This window comes from Massilia sp. 05N420 (genome assembly GCF_056397205.1).
This window is the reverse complement of record NZ_JBFTMX010000023.1, coordinates 24,344-40,656: the sequence shown is the minus strand read 5'-3', so window position 1 is coordinate 40,656 and position 16,313 is coordinate 24,344. Positions and strand designations below refer to the sequence as shown.

15 protein-coding genes are annotated in these 16,313 nt (G+C 66.2%); 7 read left to right on the top strand and 8 right to left on the bottom strand.

What is annotated here, in order from left to right:
- The first annotated feature begins 7 nt into the window (after positions 1-7).
- Genes AC1DIX_RS16310 through AC1DIX_RS16290 form a run of 5 tightly spaced genes read left to right on the top strand, consistent with a single transcriptional unit; the run spans position 8 to position 4,980 of the window.
- The gene (locus AC1DIX_RS16310) at positions 8-412 is read left to right on the top strand and encodes a hypothetical protein (protein ID WP_477325729.1); all 405 of its coding nucleotides are present in this window, start codon (positions 8-10) and stop codon (positions 410-412) included.
- Positions 413-423: 11 nt separating this feature from the next.
- Positions 424-1,548: a M14 family metallopeptidase gene (locus AC1DIX_RS16305; protein ID WP_477325727.1), complete on the top strand. Its 1,125-nt coding sequence runs from the start codon at positions 424-426 to the stop codon at positions 1,546-1,548.
- Positions 1,549-1,565: 17 nt separating this feature from the next.
- Complete coding sequence (locus AC1DIX_RS16300; RefSeq protein WP_477325726.1) at positions 1,566-2,042, top strand: CYTH domain-containing protein; 477 nt, start codon at positions 1,566-1,568, stop codon at positions 2,040-2,042.
- Complete coding sequence (locus AC1DIX_RS16295) at positions 2,024-3,193, top strand: serine hydrolase domain-containing protein (RefSeq protein WP_477325724.1); 1,170 nt, start codon at positions 2,024-2,026, stop codon at positions 3,191-3,193. The genes AC1DIX_RS16300 and AC1DIX_RS16295 overlap by 19 nt, the downstream gene beginning before the upstream one ends.
- 41 nt (positions 3,194-3,234) lie before the next feature.
- Positions 3,235-4,980, top strand: a complete 1,746-nt coding sequence (locus AC1DIX_RS16290) for an FAD-dependent oxidoreductase (RefSeq protein WP_477325722.1) — start codon at positions 3,235-3,237, stop codon at positions 4,978-4,980.
- Positions 4,981-5,070: 90 nt separating this feature from the next.
- On the opposite strand, the gene AC1DIX_RS16285 is transcribed toward AC1DIX_RS16290, so the two are convergent.
- The 3 genes from AC1DIX_RS16285 to AC1DIX_RS16275 all read right to left on the bottom strand — a co-directional run bounded on the left by AC1DIX_RS16285 (position 5,071) and on the right by AC1DIX_RS16275 (position 7,746).
- Entirely contained in the window at positions 5,071-5,499 is a 429-nt protein-coding gene (locus tag AC1DIX_RS16285; RefSeq protein WP_442121961.1) for a MarR family winged helix-turn-helix transcriptional regulator, read from the bottom strand.
- Entirely contained in the window at positions 5,496-6,392 is an 897-nt protein-coding gene (locus tag AC1DIX_RS16280) for an alpha/beta hydrolase family protein (protein WP_477325720.1), read from the bottom strand. Before AC1DIX_RS16280 ends, AC1DIX_RS16285 begins: the two co-directional genes overlap by 4 nt.
- A 106-nt stretch (positions 6,393-6,498) precedes the next feature.
- Entirely contained in the window at positions 6,499-7,746 is a 1,248-nt protein-coding gene (locus tag AC1DIX_RS16275) for a DUF2863 family protein (protein ID WP_442121959.1), read from the bottom strand.
- A 225-nt stretch (positions 7,747-7,971) separates the two neighbouring features.
- On the opposite strand from AC1DIX_RS16275, the gene AC1DIX_RS16270 reads away from it, so the two are divergent.
- Both AC1DIX_RS16270 and AC1DIX_RS16265 read left to right on the top strand, forming a co-directional pair.
- Complete coding sequence (locus tag AC1DIX_RS16270) at positions 7,972-10,290, top strand: TonB-dependent receptor (protein ID WP_477325717.1); 2,319 nt, start codon at positions 7,972-7,974, stop codon at positions 10,288-10,290.
- A gap of 13 nt (positions 10,291-10,303) precedes the next feature.
- Complete coding sequence (locus tag AC1DIX_RS16265; protein WP_477251125.1) at positions 10,304-10,981, top strand: Fe2+-dependent dioxygenase; 678 nt, start codon at positions 10,304-10,306, stop codon at positions 10,979-10,981.
- 6 nt (positions 10,982-10,987) lie between these two features.
- On the opposite strand, the gene AC1DIX_RS16260 is transcribed toward AC1DIX_RS16265, so the two are convergent.
- From AC1DIX_RS16260 to AC1DIX_RS16240, 5 genes are all read right to left on the bottom strand, one after another.
- Positions 10,988-11,530 carry a DUF2059 domain-containing protein gene (locus tag AC1DIX_RS16260; RefSeq protein WP_477325715.1) on the bottom strand — a complete coding sequence of 181 codons (543 nt, stop codon included), beginning with the start codon at positions 11,528-11,530 and terminating at the stop codon, positions 10,988-10,990.
- A gap of 71 nt (positions 11,531-11,601) precedes the next feature.
- Positions 11,602-11,829, bottom strand: coding sequence for a hypothetical protein (locus tag AC1DIX_RS16255; RefSeq protein WP_442121955.1), 228 nt, complete (start codon positions 11,827-11,829; stop codon positions 11,602-11,604).
- Positions 11,830-11,962: 133 nt separating this feature from the next.
- Positions 11,963-14,671: an aconitate hydratase AcnA gene (gene acnA / locus AC1DIX_RS16250; RefSeq protein WP_477325713.1), complete on the bottom strand. Its 2,709-nt coding sequence runs from the start codon at positions 14,669-14,671 to the stop codon at positions 11,963-11,965.
- A gap of 73 nt (positions 14,672-14,744) precedes the next feature.
- Positions 14,745-15,257, bottom strand: coding sequence for a hypothetical protein (locus tag AC1DIX_RS16245; RefSeq protein ID WP_477325711.1), 513 nt, complete (start codon positions 15,255-15,257; stop codon positions 14,745-14,747).
- Entirely contained in the window at positions 15,257-16,258 is a 1,002-nt protein-coding gene (locus AC1DIX_RS16240; protein ID WP_477325709.1) for an HpcH/HpaI aldolase/citrate lyase family protein, read from the bottom strand. The genes AC1DIX_RS16245 and AC1DIX_RS16240 overlap by 1 nt, the downstream gene beginning before the upstream one ends.
- Between the last annotated feature and the right edge of the window lie 55 nt (positions 16,259-16,313).

The window sequence follows — 16,313 nt, the reverse complement described above, 5'->3', positions numbered from 1 at the left end:
GTTGTTCGTGAAATCTGCGGTCATCCGTCAAGTCAAGAGCATGAGCATGTCGTGCGACCGGGTCGGTAATCTCTTGCTGGCCAAGTTTTCGGCACAGGGTGCGAATGACACCTGCTTCGTCCTTCCCGCCTCGATCGTGTTCTTCCTGATCAAGAACCTGCCGGCGAACCAGGATCCCACCCTGCAGCCGCCGCCGGCCGGGCCGCAGATCACGCAGGCGGACTGGGATAGTCCGAATATTCCGCGTGCCTTCACGGTCAACTGCAAGGTCCTGCCGGGCAAGATCAGCATGACCTTCAACCTCGACGTCAAGCCGGACCAGACCCTGGTCCTGGATCGCAGCAACGTCGAACTGATGCGCCAGATCCTGCTTGCCTACAGCCAGGACCTGATCGACCTCGACGCCATCTGAAAGGAGTGACCATGCCCATCAAGATCAGCCAGCACTTCGACTCCGGCGCCATCGACGTCGTCAGCGCGGAAAGCCCGCAAAAGATCGACCTGAACCTGCGCCAGGATTCGCACGCCGACATCCACCAGTGGTTCCACTTCCGCCTGCAGGGCGCGCGCGGCCAGGCCTGCACCATCCGCTTCCTGAACGCCGGCCAGGCAACCTATCCGAAGGGCTTCGAAGGCTACCAGGCGGTCGCCAGTTACGACACCGAGAACTGGTTCCGCGTGCCGACCAGCTTCGACGGCCAGGTGATGACCATCAATCACACGCCGGAACTGGACAGCATCTATTACGCCTATTTCGAGCCCTACACCTGGGAGCGCCACCTGCGCCTGCTGGGTGAGGTGGCCGAGAACCCGATCGCCCGCGTGCACGACATCGGCACCACGGTCGACGGTCGCGACATGAACCTGGTGGTGATCGGCAACCCGAACGCCGAGAAGAAGATCTGGGTGATCGCCCGCCAGCACCCGGGCGAAACCATGGCCGAATGGTTCGTCGAGGGCATGATGGATGCGCTGCTCGACGATTCGAACCCGGTCTCGCGCAAGCTGCTGCAGCGCGCCGTGTTCTACATCGTGCCGAACATGAACCCCGACGGTTCGGTGCGCGGCAACCTGCGCACCAACGCGGCCGGCGCCAACCTGAACCGAGAGTGGATGACCCCGTCCCTCGAACGCAGCCCGGAAGTCCTGTGCGTGAAGCGCAAGATCGAGGAAACCGGCGTCGACATGTTCTTCGACATCCACGGCGACGAAGCCCTGCCGTACAACTTCGTGGCCGGCAGCGAGATGCTGACCGACTTCACGCCGGAACGCCTGGCCGCCCAGAACGCCTTCATCCAGCGCTACATGGCGTCGAGCCCGGACTTCCAGAACGTCTACGGCTACGCGGCCTCGAAGTACAACGAGGACCTGCTGACCCTGGCGTCCAAGTACATCGGCCACACCTACAAGTGCCTGTCGTTGACCCTCGAAATGCCGTTCAAGGACAACGCCAACCTGCCCGACCCGCACGTGGGCTGGAACGGCGCCAGGAGCAGCGCGCTGGGCGCGGACATGCTGCAGCCGATCCTGCTGTCGCTGGACGACTGAAGGGGAAGGGAGGAATCATGGGCATCGAAATCGAGCGCAAGTTCCTCCTCAACGGTGAAGGCTGGCGCGGGCTCGGCCAGCCGACCCTGCTGCGCCAGGGCTACCTGAGCTCCGACCCGGTGCGCACCGTGCGCGTGCGCATCGAGGGCGAGCGGGCCGTCATCACAATCAAGAGCAAGAACACCGGCGCCACGCGCGGCGAATGGGAATACGAGATCCCGGTGCCGGACGCCGCCGAGCTGCTGGACCGCCTGTGCGAGCAGCCCCTGGTCGAGAAGACCAGGCACCGCATCGAGCATGCCGGCCACACCTGGGAAATCGATGAGTTCCGGGGCGAGAACGCCGGCCTGGTGGTGGCCGAGATCGAGCTCGGCAGCGAAGACGAAGCCTTCGAGAAGCCCGACTGGATCGGCCAGGAAGTGACGGGCGATCCGCGCTACTACAACTCCAGCCTGATCCGGCTGCCATATTCCAAGTGGAAAGACCAGGCCTGATTCGCACAGGCCGCCGTACGATCCTGTCCCTGGCAGTCGTACTGGCGGCCGCGCCTGCCGCCTTCGCCGCCGCCGCCGGCACACCGTATTTCCCGCCCGCCGGATCTTGGGAGCACAAGTCTCCCGCGGCGCTGGGCCTGGATCCCGTGAAATTGGCTGAAGCCATCGCCTACGCCGGCGCCCACGAAACCGAAAGGGCCGCGGATTTCTCGGACCAGCAAAAGACCTTCGGCCAGCCGCTCGGCTCGCTGCCGACGAAGCGCGCCGCCACCAATGGCGTGGTGATCTACAAGGGTTATGTGGTGGCCGAGTTCGGCGATACCCGTTTCGTCGACCCGACCTATTCGGTGGCGAAAAGCATGCTCTCGACCGTGGCCGGCATCGCCCTGCGCGACGGCAGGATCGCCGACCTGAACCAGCCTGTGGGGCAAAGCGTGCAGGACGGCGGCTATGCCTCGCCGCACAATGCCGCCATCACCTGGAAGCAGCACCTGCAGCAGGAATCCGAGTGGGAAGGCAGCATGTGGGGCAAGAACGCCGACTTCATCGGCGTTGACGCCTTCGGCGCAGGCGAACGCAAGCCGCGCCGGTTCGGCGCGCCGGGCAGCTATTACGAGTACAACGACGTGCGCATCAACCGCCTGGCGCTGTCGCTGCTGCGCGTGTTCGACCGCCCGCTGCCGGACGTGTTCCAGCAGGAAGTGATGGATCCGATCGGCGCCTCGAATTCCTGGAAGTGGGTGCCTTACCACAACAGTTACGTCGAGCTGCACGGCAAGCCGGCGCCTTCCGTCAGCGGCGGCACGCGCTGGGGCGGCGGCATGTGGATCGATTCCTGGGACATGGCGCGCTTCGGTTACCTGTGGCTGCGCGGCGGTGCCTGGGCTGGCCGCCAGATCGTGCCGCAGGACTATGTGAAAGCCGCAACGACGCCGAGCGAGCACGGTCCCGACTACGGCTACCTGTGGTGGCTCAACACCAAGGGCAAGAACCTGCCGGGCTTGCCGGCCACCGCCTATGCGGCGCTGGGCGCGGGTAGCAACGACATCGTGATTTCGCCCGAGCACGACCTGGTCATCGTGTGGCGCTGGCATGCCGGCAATCCGGCCGAGTTCGCGAAGCGGGTGATTGCCGCGATCCGGCAAAACTAGCGTACATTGGCGGCCATGATCCTCAGCGAGGAATACCCGCCATGCCAGACCAGTTTCCCGCATTCGGTTCCTATGCCCTCGGGGCCGACGCCGAGCCGCGAGCCGCCGTCGACCTCGCCACCCGCGGCCACCAGATCTTTCCCACCCTGAACGCCGACGACCTGCGGCGGGTGCGGCGCTTCGGCGTCCCGCGCCGCTGGCAGGACGGCGACAGCGTGTTCCGTGCCTGCGTCGACTCGCCCGGCATGATCGTCGTCCTGAACGGACACCTGGTGTGCAGCCGCACCGATGCGCTCGGCAAGCGGGTCGAGGTGGTCGATTACGGACCCGGCCAGTTCAGCGGCGAGGTCGCGCAATTGTCCGGCCGGCCGCCGCTGGTGGACGGCATGGCCGTGGGCCAACTGGACGCCCTGGTGCTGGACGCCGCCTCGATCCGCGCCCTTCTCATGGCCGAGGCCGACCTCGGCGAGCGCCTGATGCGCGCCTTCATCCTGCGCCGCGTGCTGCTGATCGGCGACCATCCCGGCGGACCCATCCTGATCGGCCCGCCCGCCCACGCCGGCCTGTTCGAGCTCGAGAATTTCCTGTCCCGTAACGCCTATCCCTACACGCGGCGCGATCCGGCCAAGGATCCGGAGGCGGCCCAGCTGGTGCGCGAGCATTGGCATCAGGACGCCGACTGGCCGCTGGTGGCGCTGCCCGACGGCTTCGTGATGCGCAATCCCAGCCTGGTGGAACTCGGACGCTGCATCGGCACCTTGCCGCGCATCGACCGCGGCAAGGTCTACGACGTGCTGGTGGTGGGCGCCGGCCCGTCCGGCCTGGCCACCGCGGTGTATGCGGCCTCGGAGGGCCTGTCGGTGATGGTGCTGGACCAGCGCGCCTACGGCGGCCAGGCCGGCGCCAGCGCGCGCATCGAGAACTTCCTTGGCTTCCCGACCGGCATTACCGGCCGCGCCCTGGCCGGCCGTTCCTACGTGCAGGCGATCAAGTTCGGCGCCGAGATCGCGATCCCGGCCCGCGCCACGCGCCTGCTGTGCCACGAGCGGCCGCTGAGGGTGGAGCTGGAAGACGGGACCTGCCTGCGCGCGAAGTCGGTGGTGCTGGCCTCAGGCGCGCGCTACCGCCGGCCGGAATTGCCGGACCTCGAGCGCTACGAGGGGCGCGGCGTCTACTACTGGGCTTCGCCGGTGGAGGCTGGGCTGTGCCGCGGCCAGCCGGTGGTGCTGGTCGGCGGCGGCAACTCGGCGGGCCAGGCGGCCGTGTTCCTGTCGGCGCATGCCTCGACCGTGCACCTGATGGTGCGCCGCGCCGGACTCGAGGACACCATGTCGAGCTACCTGATCGAGCGCATCGCGGCCACGCCCAACATCACGCTGCACACGCGCATCGGCCTGGACGCGCTGGAGGGCGACGAGAACGGCCTGAGCCGGGTGCGCTGCCACGGCATCGCGGACGGCAGGGAGCAGGCCTTCGAGACCCGTCACATGTTCCTCTTCGTCGGCGCCGACCCGAACAGCGACTGGCTGCGCGAGTGTGCGGTGGCGCTGGATGACAAGGGGTTCGTGCTGACCGGCCCGGATGCCGGCCGCGATCATCAAGCGTGTGCGCTGGAGACCAGCGTGGACGGGGTGTTTGCGGTGGGGGATGTGCGGGCCGGGTCGACCAAGCGGGTGGCGGCCGCGGCGGGGGAGGGGGCTGCGGTGGTGGCGCAGATTCATGGGTATCTGGCAAACCACACCGTCATCCCCGCGAAAGCGGGGATCCATATTGAGGCACCGAAGTAGCGTATTGCGCGTCAAGGCGGCGTTGCCGATCTCGGAAGTTCAGCATGGGTCCCGCTTTCGCGGGGACGACGGTGGAATGCGTTGGGGCGATTACTCCTCCAGCTCCGCCACCCGCTCCAGCCAGCGGGCCACGGTCGCCAGCTCCTCCTTCGAGAACCCTGCGGTCAACCGCGCATTCAGCCCGGCCAGCACGGCGCGCGCCGTGTCGCCGGCCTGTGCGCCCGCCGGCGTCAGGCGCAGGCGCGTGATGCGCGCATCAATCTCGTCGGCGACGCGTTCGATCAGCCCGGCCGCCTGCATCCGCTTCGACAGGTTGGTGACGGCAGCCGGCGCCACCTTCAGTTCGGCGGCGATCTCGCCGACCGCCGCGCTGCCGCGCGCGCCGAGGATGAAGAGCACCGCGGCCTGGGCCGAGCTGATGCCTTCCCAGCCTTCCGGGCGCGTCTCGACCCAGCGCTGCAGGACGCGCTGGGCGCGGTTCAGCAGGAAGACGAAGCGCGGCTGGCGCGGGCCGCTCATCGCTGAGGCTCCGACCTGGCAGGCGCCGAACGACGGACGGCCTGCTCCAGCAGCCAGTCGCCGACCTGCGGCCACAGCAGGGTCGCGCAGCGCTTGCGGAAGAAGCCCATGTGGCCGATCGCCGGTACGCCCGCGTCGCGTGGCGCGATCTGCCTGCGCTCGACGCCGGCCTTGGCCAGCGGCGCGACCAGCATCGAGATCGCTTCCGGATTGGCCCAGGGATCGTCGTCGAAGCCCAGCACCAGCAGCGGCAGGCGCTGGGCGCGCATGCGGCGCCCGGCGTACATCGCAGGGTCGTCGAAGAAGTAGCGCGGCAGGCTGGTCCAGCGGCTCCACTGGCGCATCACGGAGGCGGGCAGGTCTTCGCCCAGGCCGATGCGGCGGCCCGGCATGTAGCCGTACAGGGCGCACAGCAGCGGGCCCAGTACGCGCATCACGAGGCGTATGCGCAGCCGTTCGCCAAGGCCGCGGACCAGCCGGGTCGCGCCGGCGTGCGAGGCCACCAGCACCGCCGCGCGCAGGCGCACGGTCTCGTCGGACAGCGCGATCGCATGGCCGCCCACGCTGTGGCCGACGGCCAGCAGCGGCAGCGCCGGATAGCGCTCCGCGGCCCAGCGCGTGACGGCGCCGACATCCTCTTCCATCCAGTCCGCCATCGTCACCGTGCAGGTGCGCAGGTCGTGCGGACGCGAGGCGCCGGTGCCGCGGTAATCGTAGGTCAGCACGCTCAGGCCCAGGCCGGCCAGCCAGCGCGCGAAGGCTTCGTAATAGCCCTGGGTGACGGCGGTGGCCGGGTGCAGGAGCACCAGCGCGCGCGGGGCCGGGGCCGGATACAGGCGGGCGGCGATGCGCTCGCCGCCGGCCGTGCTGATGTCGATCGACTGGCTGTCCACGATGCTTGAATTAGTTAACGTGTTAACCAATTTAGCAGCAGGGACGCCGGGCCGCAAGCGAAAAAAAAGCCCGGTTCGAACCGGGCTTCCTGGGGGCGGTGGGCGCTCAGTGGAAGTGCTCGTTGCCGGCCGGGGTATCTTCCGGCATCTCGGCATGCACCAGCTCTCCGCTCGGGTCGGCGAACAGCGGGGCGCCGCAGTCGTCGCAGTATTCCGCGACATAGCGCTCGGCGATGCGCTTGACGTGGGCGATGCCCATCTCGTTCAGGTGCTTGACGATCTCGTCCATCGGCGCCGCCGGAGGGCCGCCGTGCACCGGGCCTTCCATCGGCGTGCCTTCTTCGTCTTCCTGGCCGTATAGCGGCCAGACGATGCCGTACACCACGTCCGACGATTGGCGCAGGGTGAAGCCGATGCGGTATTCGTCAACCTGGCTGTCGTTGATTTCGTCGCCGAAGCCTGCGATCACGGCGCGCAGGTCGCCCGGCTCGACGCCCAACGTGTAGGTGAGGTAGTGGACGGCGGCGCGCACCGACACCGGACGGATCATCTTGTCCGCCTCGCGGCAGGCCACGTAATAGGCTTCCGGCAGCAGCAGTTCGGTGCCGCAGCCCGGCAGCAGGCGCGCGATGTTGGGGCCGGCCTGGGCGCGCCATTGCTCCAGCGCGGAGTCGCGCACCACTTCGAAGTTGACGTGGTGCTGCGGCTCCTGCCAGCGGAACAGCGGGCCGCCGACCGGGGCGATGACGGCCACCAGCAGGTAGCGGGTGTCGGCCAGGAACTGGGATGCGTCCGGGCCCGGCGCGGCCGGCTTGACGCTCGTGCCCTTGTGGGCGGCCTGGGCCAGCTTGTGGGTCAGGCCATAGGTTTCGGCGTGGGTGCGCGGCAGCTGGTCGAGCGAGTACAGGGTCGGCGCCATCGCCATGCGGGCGCCGTCGGCCAGCAGATGGGCCGAGAAGTGGGCCGACAGGGTGGTGACGATGTCGTTCGGGATGGTCCCGGAAGCGATCGAGAAGCGGGTCCAGGCGAGCACCGGCGCGGCCACCAGCAGGGCCTGCCAGGTGACGTCTTCGCCGTCGACCTGTTCGGTCATGGTCGCGGATTCGCTGACCGCTTCGACGCCGTCCATCAGCACGTCGTAGACCGCGAGGTCGCCCTTGAACAGGACGTTCAGCGCGGCGTCGATGCTGTCCTGGTGGTTGGTCTTGAGCAGCTTCTGCAGCTGCGAATCCAGGTTGCGCTCCCAGGTCCGTTCTTCAACGCGGCTGGCGGCCTGCACGATGGCTTGGCTGATGCTGACTAGACGCTGGCTGTCTGCCGATAGTTTGGGTGAGTCTTTGGAGGAGCGACGCATAGTAAATGATTGAATGTGGATCGATGGTCCAGAGGGCCATGATAAACCCTAATCCCCGGTATTGTAGTTGATTCGGCCACATGCCTGTAACACACTGACAAGTTCGGCCGCAGGAGGGAAAAGCAGGGGTGTTGTCCAGCCGCGCTTGTCAAAACGCGCAACAAGAATCATAATGCGAATCGTTCTCATTCATTTTTCGCGGTTTGCCCTGCCGTCACCGACCCCATGACCAATAACAAGAAGCAAGCATCCTTCATCAAGAGCCGCAAGCACGCCCGCGTTCTCCCATTGCCGGCGCCGGCCCTGGCGCTCACCATGCTGGCCACGCTCGGCATGTCCGCCGCCCAGGCCGCACCGGACGGCGTGATCGACCAGAGCATCCCGGCGGTGCAGGTGAAGGGTGCGGCCCAGTCGCAGACGGCCAGCAGCGACAAGTTCACGGCGCCGCTGCTGGACACGCCGAAGTCGGTGACGGTCGTCTCCGCCGACGTGATCGCGCAGACCGGCGCGGTATCGCTGACGGATGCGCTGCGCACCGTGCCGGGCATTACCATCGGCGCGGGCGAGGGCGGCAACCCGGTCGGCGACAACCTCTTCATCCGCGGCTACAACGCCCAGACCGATACCTATATCGACGGCATCCGCGACGCCGGTTCGCAGTCGCGCGAAGTCTTCAACCTCGAGCAGGTGGAGGTCGTGAAGGGCCCGAACTCGGCCTACGGCGGCCGGTCCTCGGCCGGCGGCGGCGTCAACCTGGTCAGCAAGACCGCCCAGGCCTACGACTTCAACAGCGCCTCGGTCGGCCTCGGCAGCGACAAGTACAGGCGCATCACCGGCGACGTGAATCGCGTAATGGGAGGTAACGTCAGCGGCAGCAACAGCGCCTTCCGCTTGAATTTCATGGCGCACGAGAACGACGTCCCCGGCCGCGACGTGGTCGGCGGCAAGCGCTGGGGCGTGGCGCCCACCGTCACCTTCGGCCTGACCGGTCCGGACCGCGCCATCATCAGCCTCTACCACCTGACCTCGCACGAGATCCCGGATACCGGCATCCCCTTCAACAACCCGTTCAGCAGCGGCGCCAACGTCAGCAAGAACGGCAACGGCACCCCGTTCGACGTCGACCGCAAGACCTTCTACGGCCTGGCCAACCGCGACTTCCGCGACACGAAAAGCGACGTCGGCACGATCGACCTGCGCCACGAGTTCGGCGCAGGGCTGGCGCTGCGCAACGTGACCCGCTACGGCAAATCGAACAACGACTACGTCTGGACCCAGCCCGACGATTCGAAGGGCAACACCGTCCTCTACGGCACTGTGTGGCGCCGTGCGAACACCCGCGCCACCGAGACCCGCACCTTCGCCAACGTCACCAGCCTGACCGGCGAAGCCGTCGCGGCCGGCCTGAAGCACAGCTTCAATGCCGGCGTCGAATTCGACCGCGAGACGACCGACCGCGCCGCCTACGTCTTCACCCCGGGCACCAACAACCCGCTGACCGGCAGCTTCACCTGCCCGACCTCGGGCGCGTCCACGCTGTACAACTGCACCACACTGGTCAACCCGAATCCGTATGACCCGTGGCTCTACACCCGCAGCCTGTCGGGCGCGCTGACCCACGTCAGCACCAAGACCAAGGCCGTCTACGCCTTCGACACCATCGAGATCAATCCGCAGTGGCTGCTGAACCTGGGCCTGCGCTGGGACGATTTCCAGAGCACCCTGGACACCCTGCCGACCGCCACCACGGCTGCCGCCCATGCCGTGGTCGACACCAACTTCGTCAGCACCCAGGCCGGCATCGTCTATAAGCCGGCCAAGAACGGCAGCGTCTACCTGTCCTTCGCCAGCTCGGCGACCCCGCCGGGCAACGACGGCGGCGACGGCCTGGACGGCCTGACGGCGGCGATCCAGAACCTGCAGCCCCAGCGCAGCCGCAACCTCGAGCTGGGCACCAAGTGGGACCTGCTGCCGGGCGGCCGCCTGTCCGTGACCGGCGCGCTGTTCAAGAGCACCATGAACAATGCCCGCGTGACGGCGCCGGACGGCACCACCCAGAACGTCGGCCGCAAGCAAGTGCGGGGCGTGGAACTCGGCTTCTCGGGCAAGCTCAGCCCGGCCTGGACCGTGTTCGGCGGCTACACCTGGCTGGACGCAGAGATCGCCGACAACGGCTACACCAACACCGGCACCACCGCCGCGCCGATCTGGACCGCGTCGCCCTTCAACGGCAACCGCTTCCCGACCACGCCGAAACACAGCGCCTCGCTGTGGACCAGCCATGCCTTCACCAGGGACTTCACGGCCGGCTTCGGTGTGAGCGCGATGTCGAAGGTCTACGCCAACGTCAACAACAACAAGTGGGTGCCGGGCTATGCACGCTTCGACGCGATGGCCAGCTATGCCCTGAACAAGGACATCTCGCTGCAGCTGAACCTGCAGAACCTGACCGACAAGCTGTACTTCGACAAGGTCTCGTCGCCGCACTACGCCGGCGTGGCGCCGGGTCGTTCCGCCACCCTGACCGCCAACTTCAAGTTCTGAGTCCGAGGCCATCATGATGCTGCATATCCCTGGCGTGCTGTCGCCGGAGCAGGTAAGGTCGATGCGTGAACGTCTGGCGTCGACCGACTGGGTCGACGGCCGCGCCAGCGTCGGCAGCCAGGGAGCGCAGGTCAAGCGCAACCGCCAGCTGGCGGAAGGATCGCCGCCGGCGCTGGAACTCGGCCAGATCGTCAGCGCGGCGCTGATGGCCAACCCGCTGTTCTTTTCCTGCGCGCTGCCGCTGCGCATCCTGCCGCCCTTCTTCAACAGCTACGCCGGCGGCGAGCATTACGGCCCGCACGTGGACGGCGCCATCCGTGCCCAGCGCGGCGGCGCTCCCGTGCGTACCGACGTCTCCTGCACCGTGTTCCTGAGCGATCCGGAAGACTACGAGGGCGGCGAGCTCACCGTGATCGATTCCTACGGCACCCACGAAGTCAAGCTGCCGGCCGGCGATGCGATCGTGTATCCCTCGACCAGCATCCACGAAGTGCAGCCGGTCACGCGCGGCGAGCGGGTGGCGTCCTTTCTCTGGGTGCAGAGCATGGTGAGGGACGACTGGAAGAGGGCGATGCTGTACGAGCTGGATACGAATATCCAGGCCTTGCGGGCAAGGCATGGCGACGGGCCCGAACTGGTCGGGCTGACCGGGCATTATCACAACCTGCTGCGGCAGTGGGCCGAAACCTGAGAAGCCTCAGCGCTTTTCCTTGTTGATCGCCTGCAGGAGCACGAAGGCTTCGTGATCGATCGCCGGTTCCGCGGCCGCCAGTTCCTTGCTGGCCTGGACATAGGCGGCGCGCTTGCGCTCCTTCTTTTCTTCCGGCGGTACACCCGCCGCCGCGCCCGGGAAGATGATCCCGCCGCTGTTGTTGTACTTCCGGTGGATGAGCTGCTTGCCGTAGGGGGTGTTGTAGAAGCGGGTCATCTCGGCTGCGGTGTCGGCGGAGATGCGGTCCGCCAGCGGCGGCGCCATTCGTTGATACACCTCCGCGGGCGGCATCTTGTCGAGCCTGGCGAACATTGCCTGCCGCTGCGCTTCGCTCGGGAAGCGGGTGCGGGCGGCGACGCCACGCAGTAGCTTTTCGATTTGCATGGCGCCAAGCAGATCCTGCACCGCCTTGACGTGGGCGGGATTGCGCGCTGGCGCAAGCTGTCCCGCGGGCGCCGTGCTGGCGCCGGATGCGGACCCTGCGAACACGAAAGACAGCGCCAGTGCGGAGTTGACGACGGACTTCATGGGTTTCCTTTCTGACAGGTCATGATGACGCCGACCTTATCAGAGTCCGATGCGCGGAAATGCGCGGATTGTCACCGCCTGTCCGGCGGCGCCGCTCCGATGGCGCGCTCCACGAGTTCCTCATCCGAGAGCGGATCGAGGCATTCGAACAGCAGCCACTGCGCGTGCGACGGATCCGGGCAGCCGGCGCAAAAGGCGGCGACCACCCCATCGAATTCCGCGTCCGACAGCAGGTCCGCCTTCGGCGGCGTGATGCTGTCCAGTAGCTCGAGCAGCTGCTGCCTGTTGAGTTTTCCCATTCCTACCGGTAAGCATTGAGCATATAAAGCTATTGTACAAATATTCTTTGCTTGATTGGTGGAAAAAAAGGCCGGAGCCCTTGCGGGGTCCGGCCTTTTTGCGCTGCCCGCGCGAAGCGGGCAGGGATGCCAATTACGCAGCCAGCAGCTGGCGCAGCACGAACGGCAGGATGCCGCCATGCTTGTAGTAGTCGACTTCGATCGGGGTGTCGATACGCAGCAGGACCTGGGTTTCCTTGGTCGAGCCGTCGGCGCGGTGGATCACCAGGGTTGCCTGCATCTGCGGACGGATCTCGCCTTCCAGGCCCTTCAGGTCATAGGTCTCGGTGCCGGTGATGCCCAGCGACTCGACGCTGTCGTCGCCGATGAACTGCAGCGGCAGCACGCCCATGCCCACCAGGTTGGAACGGTGGATACGCTCGAAGGAACGGGCGATCACGGCCTTGACGCCCAGCAGCTGGGTGCCCTTGGCTGCCCAGTCGCGCGAGGAGCCGGTGCCGTACTCTTCGCCGGCGAAGATCATGGTCGGGGTGCCTTCGGCGATGTACTTCATGCCGGCATCATAGATCGACAGCTGTTCGCCGCTCGGCTGGTGGATGGTGATGCCGCCTTCGACTGCGGAACCGTCGGCCTTCGGCGGAATCATCTTGTTCTTGATGCGGACGTTCGCGAAGGTACCGCGCATCATGATCTCGTGGTTGCCGCGGCGCGAGCCGTAGGAGTTGAAGTCCGCCTTGAGCACGCCGTGCTCTTTCAGGTACTTGCCTGCCGGGCCGTCTTCCTTGATCGAACCGGCCGGGGAGATGTGGTCGGTGGTGATCGAGTCGCCGAACACGCCCAGTGCGCGTGCACCGGCGATGCCTGCGGAAGCGGCTTTCGGGGTCATCTCGAAGTCGCTGAAGAACGGCGGTTCGGCGATGTAGGTCGATTCCGGCCAGTTGTAGACCTGACCTGCGACCGACGACACGGCTTCCCACAGCTGGCCCGGGTTGCCCTTGACGTCGGCGTAGTTGGCCTTGAAGACTTCCGAGTTCATCGCGAACTTCATCAGGTCCTGGACTTCCTGCGAAGTCGGCCAGATGTCGCCCAGGTAGACGTCGACGCCGTCCTTGCCCTTGCCGACCGGCTCGCTCATCAGGTCCTTGTTGACGTTGCCGGCGATCGCGTAGGCGACGACCAGCGGCGGCGAGGCCAGGAAGTTCGAACGGATGTTCGGGTGGATACGCGCTTCGAAGTTACGGTTGCCCGACAGGACGGCGGCGGCGATGATGTCGTTCGACGTGATCGTGGCGTTCAGTTCCGGGGTCAGGTCGCCGGCGTTACCGATGCAGGTGGTGCAGCCGTAGGCGGTCACGCCGAAGCCCAGTTGCGTCAGGTAAGGCAGCAGGCCGGCGGCTTCGAGGTAGTTGGTGACCACGCGCGATCCCGGCGCCAGCGAGCTCTTGATGTGCGGAGCGACGGTCAGGCCCTTCTCGACGGCCTTCTTGGCCAGCAGGCCGGCGGCCAGCAGCACGCTCGGGTTCGAGGTGTTGGTGCAGGAGGTGATGGCGGCGATCAGGATGTCGCCGTTCTTCACGCGCACGCCGTTGGTGGTCTCGTAGACCTTGTTCAGGTCGTCCGGCGACTTGTTGAAGCCGTTGGCGGTGGTCGGCTTCGAGAACAGGTCGGTGAAGGTCGACTTCATCGCGCCCAGTTCGATACGGTCCTGCGGACGCTTCGGGCCGGCCAGCGACGGGGTCACGGTCGACAGGTCGAGCGACACCACGCGGGTGTAGTCGATCTCGCCTTCGCGCGGGATGCCGAACAGCTGCTGGGCCTTGAAGTAGTTTTCGAAGGCGACCAGTTCTTCTTCGGTGCGGCCGGTGCCGCGGAAGTAGTCGACGGTCTTTTCGTCGACCGGGAAGAAGCCCATGGTCGCGCCGTATTCCGGTGCCATGTTGCCGATGGTGGCGCGGTCGGTGGTCGACAGCGAGGCGGTGCCTTCGCCGAAGAATTCGACGAACTTGCCGACGACCTTCTCTTTACGCAGCATTTCGGTGATGGTCAGCACCAGGTCGGTCGCGGTGCAGCCTTCGCGCAGCGAACCGGTCAGGTTCACGCCGATGACGTCCGGGGTCAGGAAGTAGACCGGCTGGCCCAGCATGCCGGCTTCCGCTTCGATACCGCCCACGCCCCAGCCGACGACGCCAACGCCGTTGATCATGGTGGTGTGCGAGTCGGTGCCGACCAGGGTGTCCGGGTAGTACATGGAGCCGCTCTTCATCACGCCGCGCGCCAGGTACTCGAGGTTGACCTGGTGGACGATGCCGAAGCCCGGCGGCACGACGCCGAAGGTGTCGAAGGCCTGCATGCCCCACTTCATGAACTGGTAGCGCTCGTTATTGCGCTGGAACTCGAGCTTCATGTTCAGGTCGAGCGAGTCCGGGGTGCGGAAGTGGTCGATGGTGACCGAGTGGTCGACCACCAGGTCGACCGGCACCAGCGGCTCGATCTTCTTGGCGTTGGCGCCCATCTTGTAGGCGACGTTGCGCATGGCGGCCAGGTCGGCCAGCAGCGGCACGCCGGTGAAGTCCTGCAGCACGACGCGCGCGACGACGAAGGGGATCTCTTCGGTGCGGGCGGCGGTCGGGCCCCAGTTCGCCAGCTGGCGGACGTGCTCTTCGGTGACCTTCTTGCCGTCGCAGTTGCGCAGCACGGACTCGAGGACGATACGGATCGACACCGGCAGGCGCGACAGGTTCACGCCCAGGGATTCGCCCAGTGCCGGCAGCGAGTAAAACTGGCCGGCCTGGCCCGCTTGCAGCGGGAATTCCTTCAGCGTGTTCAAGGTATTGTGAGACATGAACTCTCCTTCGTTAGGGACTACTTGTTATCCAGCCGTCTTGGATCCCCGCCTGCGCGGGGACGACGGGAAATCAGCTCTTCACCGTGACAGGTGTGGCCGCCACCAGCGGCTTGGCCTGTTCGGCGTTCTTGCATTCGTTGGCCAGCTGGCGGTTCTGCTTCGAGTCGAGCAGGATGCCCTTGCTCGGGATGCCGATCCAGACCAGGCCGAACTTCGTGTTCTCGAAACGCAGTGCGCCGGTGGTGGTGCCCACGCGCTCGAGGCGGTGCAGGCGGTTCTTCCAGCGCAGTGCGATGTGGCCACTATCCTTGTCGTTGGTATAGATGGTGATCTTGTTGTTCAGCTCGCAGGCATAGTCGGTGACGACGGTATCGGTGATGTCCGGCTCCGGGTCGTCGGCGACCTCCTGCTTTTCTTCCTTCTTGGCTTTCCTGGCCTTGGCCTTGGCCTTTTCCTTCAGGACCTGGGTCGCCTTCGGGTGGGTTTCGTGGACGTTGGATGCGGCAAATGCCGGCGCGCAAAGGCCGGCGGCCGCCAGCGAGAGAGCGCAGGCGGCGAGCGTTTGATTCAGAGTGATGGCCATCAGATGGATTCCGGTTGATTGACGATTGCCGCCGCGGCATCTGGCAGCGCAAGGCCGGCCAGCTTCGCGCGCTGCAACACCGTCCAATAATATCGGTAGCTGGCGCGGTCGTGCAAGCGGCCATGCTGGGCGATCGGCCCCCAATCTGCTGCCATTGCTTCGAGCAGGATGTTTGTTGCCTCGTTTACTTCCGACAAGCGCGGGGTGAAGGCCTTGACGATCGGCTTGATCTGGTCAGGGTGGATGCTCCACATGCGCGTGAACCCGAACTCGCCGGCGGCACGGGTGGCGTCGTTGGCGACAACCGCACTGTCCTTGATATCGGTCGTCACATTATGGGAGGGGACCTTGTCATACGCATGACATGCCGCAACCATCTCCAGCTTCGCCCGTACTACGAGTGGGTGGGTAAATTGCCCCGGAGTGCGCATGGCGGCGGCCGGAATCGCGCCGTAATGCGAGGAAACGAAATCCATGATGCCGAACGAGAGGCATTCGACCTGGGGCAGGGCGGCGATCTGCCAGGCCTCGTGCAGGGCGCCGTGGGTCTCGATCAGCACGTGCAGCGGCACGGGTTTGGCGGATGCGGGACGTCCGGCCTTCTCCGCCGCCGCGTTGACGATCTGTTGCGCGCGCAGAACGTCGGCCACGCCGTTCGGCTTGGGCAGGACCACATAGGCCAGTTTCTGCGCCGCCGCGCCGACGATGGTCTCGACGTCCTGGGCGAAGTGCGGCGAGGCGGCGTCGTGCAGGCGCGCACCGATCCGCCCGAAGCGGTTGCCCTCGTCGTTCAGCAGGCTCGCCACCAGTTCCGCGTGTTCGCGTTCGCGGCCGGCGCTGGCGCCGTCCTCGCAATCGAAGGTGATGTCGAATACCGGGCCAAGCTCTTGTTGCAGGGCCATCGATTTGCGCATCAGCTTTTCGCTGCCGGCGTAGTGGTCGCAGGCAGGTAGCAGCAGCGGCTGGCGTTGGCCCTGGAATAAAACCTTGGAAGGATGCATTTTTAGGTAAGGTACGTTTAACCGCCGTCATCCCCGGCATTGCCGGGAATGACTT

Coding starts and splice junctions, on each gene's coding strand:
- AC1DIX_RS16305 (WP_477325727.1), top strand. CDS start 424: ATGCCCATCAAGATCAGCCAGCACTTCGACTCCGGCGCCATCGACGTC.
- AC1DIX_RS16300 (WP_477325726.1), top strand. CDS start 1,566: ATGGGCATCGAAATCGAGCGCAAGTTCCTCCTCAACGGTGAAGGCTGG.
- AC1DIX_RS16290 (WP_477325722.1), top strand. CDS start 3,235: ATGCCAGACCAGTTTCCCGCATTCGGTTCCTATGCCCTCGGGGCCGAC.
- AC1DIX_RS16285 (WP_442121961.1), bottom strand. CDS start 5,499: ATGAGCGGCCCGCGCCAGCCGCGCTTCGTCTTCCTGCTGAACCGCGCC.
- AC1DIX_RS16275 (WP_442121959.1), bottom strand. CDS start 7,746: ATGCGTCGCTCCTCCAAAGACTCACCCAAACTATCGGCAGACAGCCAG.
- AC1DIX_RS16270 (WP_477325717.1), top strand. CDS start 7,972: ATGACCAATAACAAGAAGCAAGCATCCTTCATCAAGAGCCGCAAGCAC.
- AC1DIX_RS16265 (WP_477251125.1), top strand. CDS start 10,304: ATGATGCTGCATATCCCTGGCGTGCTGTCGCCGGAGCAGGTAAGGTCG.
- AC1DIX_RS16260 (WP_477325715.1), bottom strand. CDS start 11,530: ATGAAGTCCGTCGTCAACTCCGCACTGGCGCTGTCTTTCGTGTTCGCA.
- AC1DIX_RS16255 (WP_442121955.1), bottom strand. CDS start 11,829: ATGGGAAAACTCAACAGGCAGCAGCTGCTCGAGCTACTGGACAGCATC.
- acnA (WP_477325713.1), bottom strand. CDS start 14,671: ATGTCTCACAATACCTTGAACACGCTGAAGGAATTCCCGCTGCAAGCG.
- AC1DIX_RS16245 (WP_477325711.1), bottom strand. CDS start 15,257: ATGGCCATCACTCTGAATCAAACGCTCGCCGCCTGCGCTCTCTCGCTG.
- AC1DIX_RS16240 (WP_477325709.1), bottom strand. CDS start 16,258: ATGCATCCTTCCAAGGTTTTATTCCAGGGCCAACGCCAGCCGCTGCTG.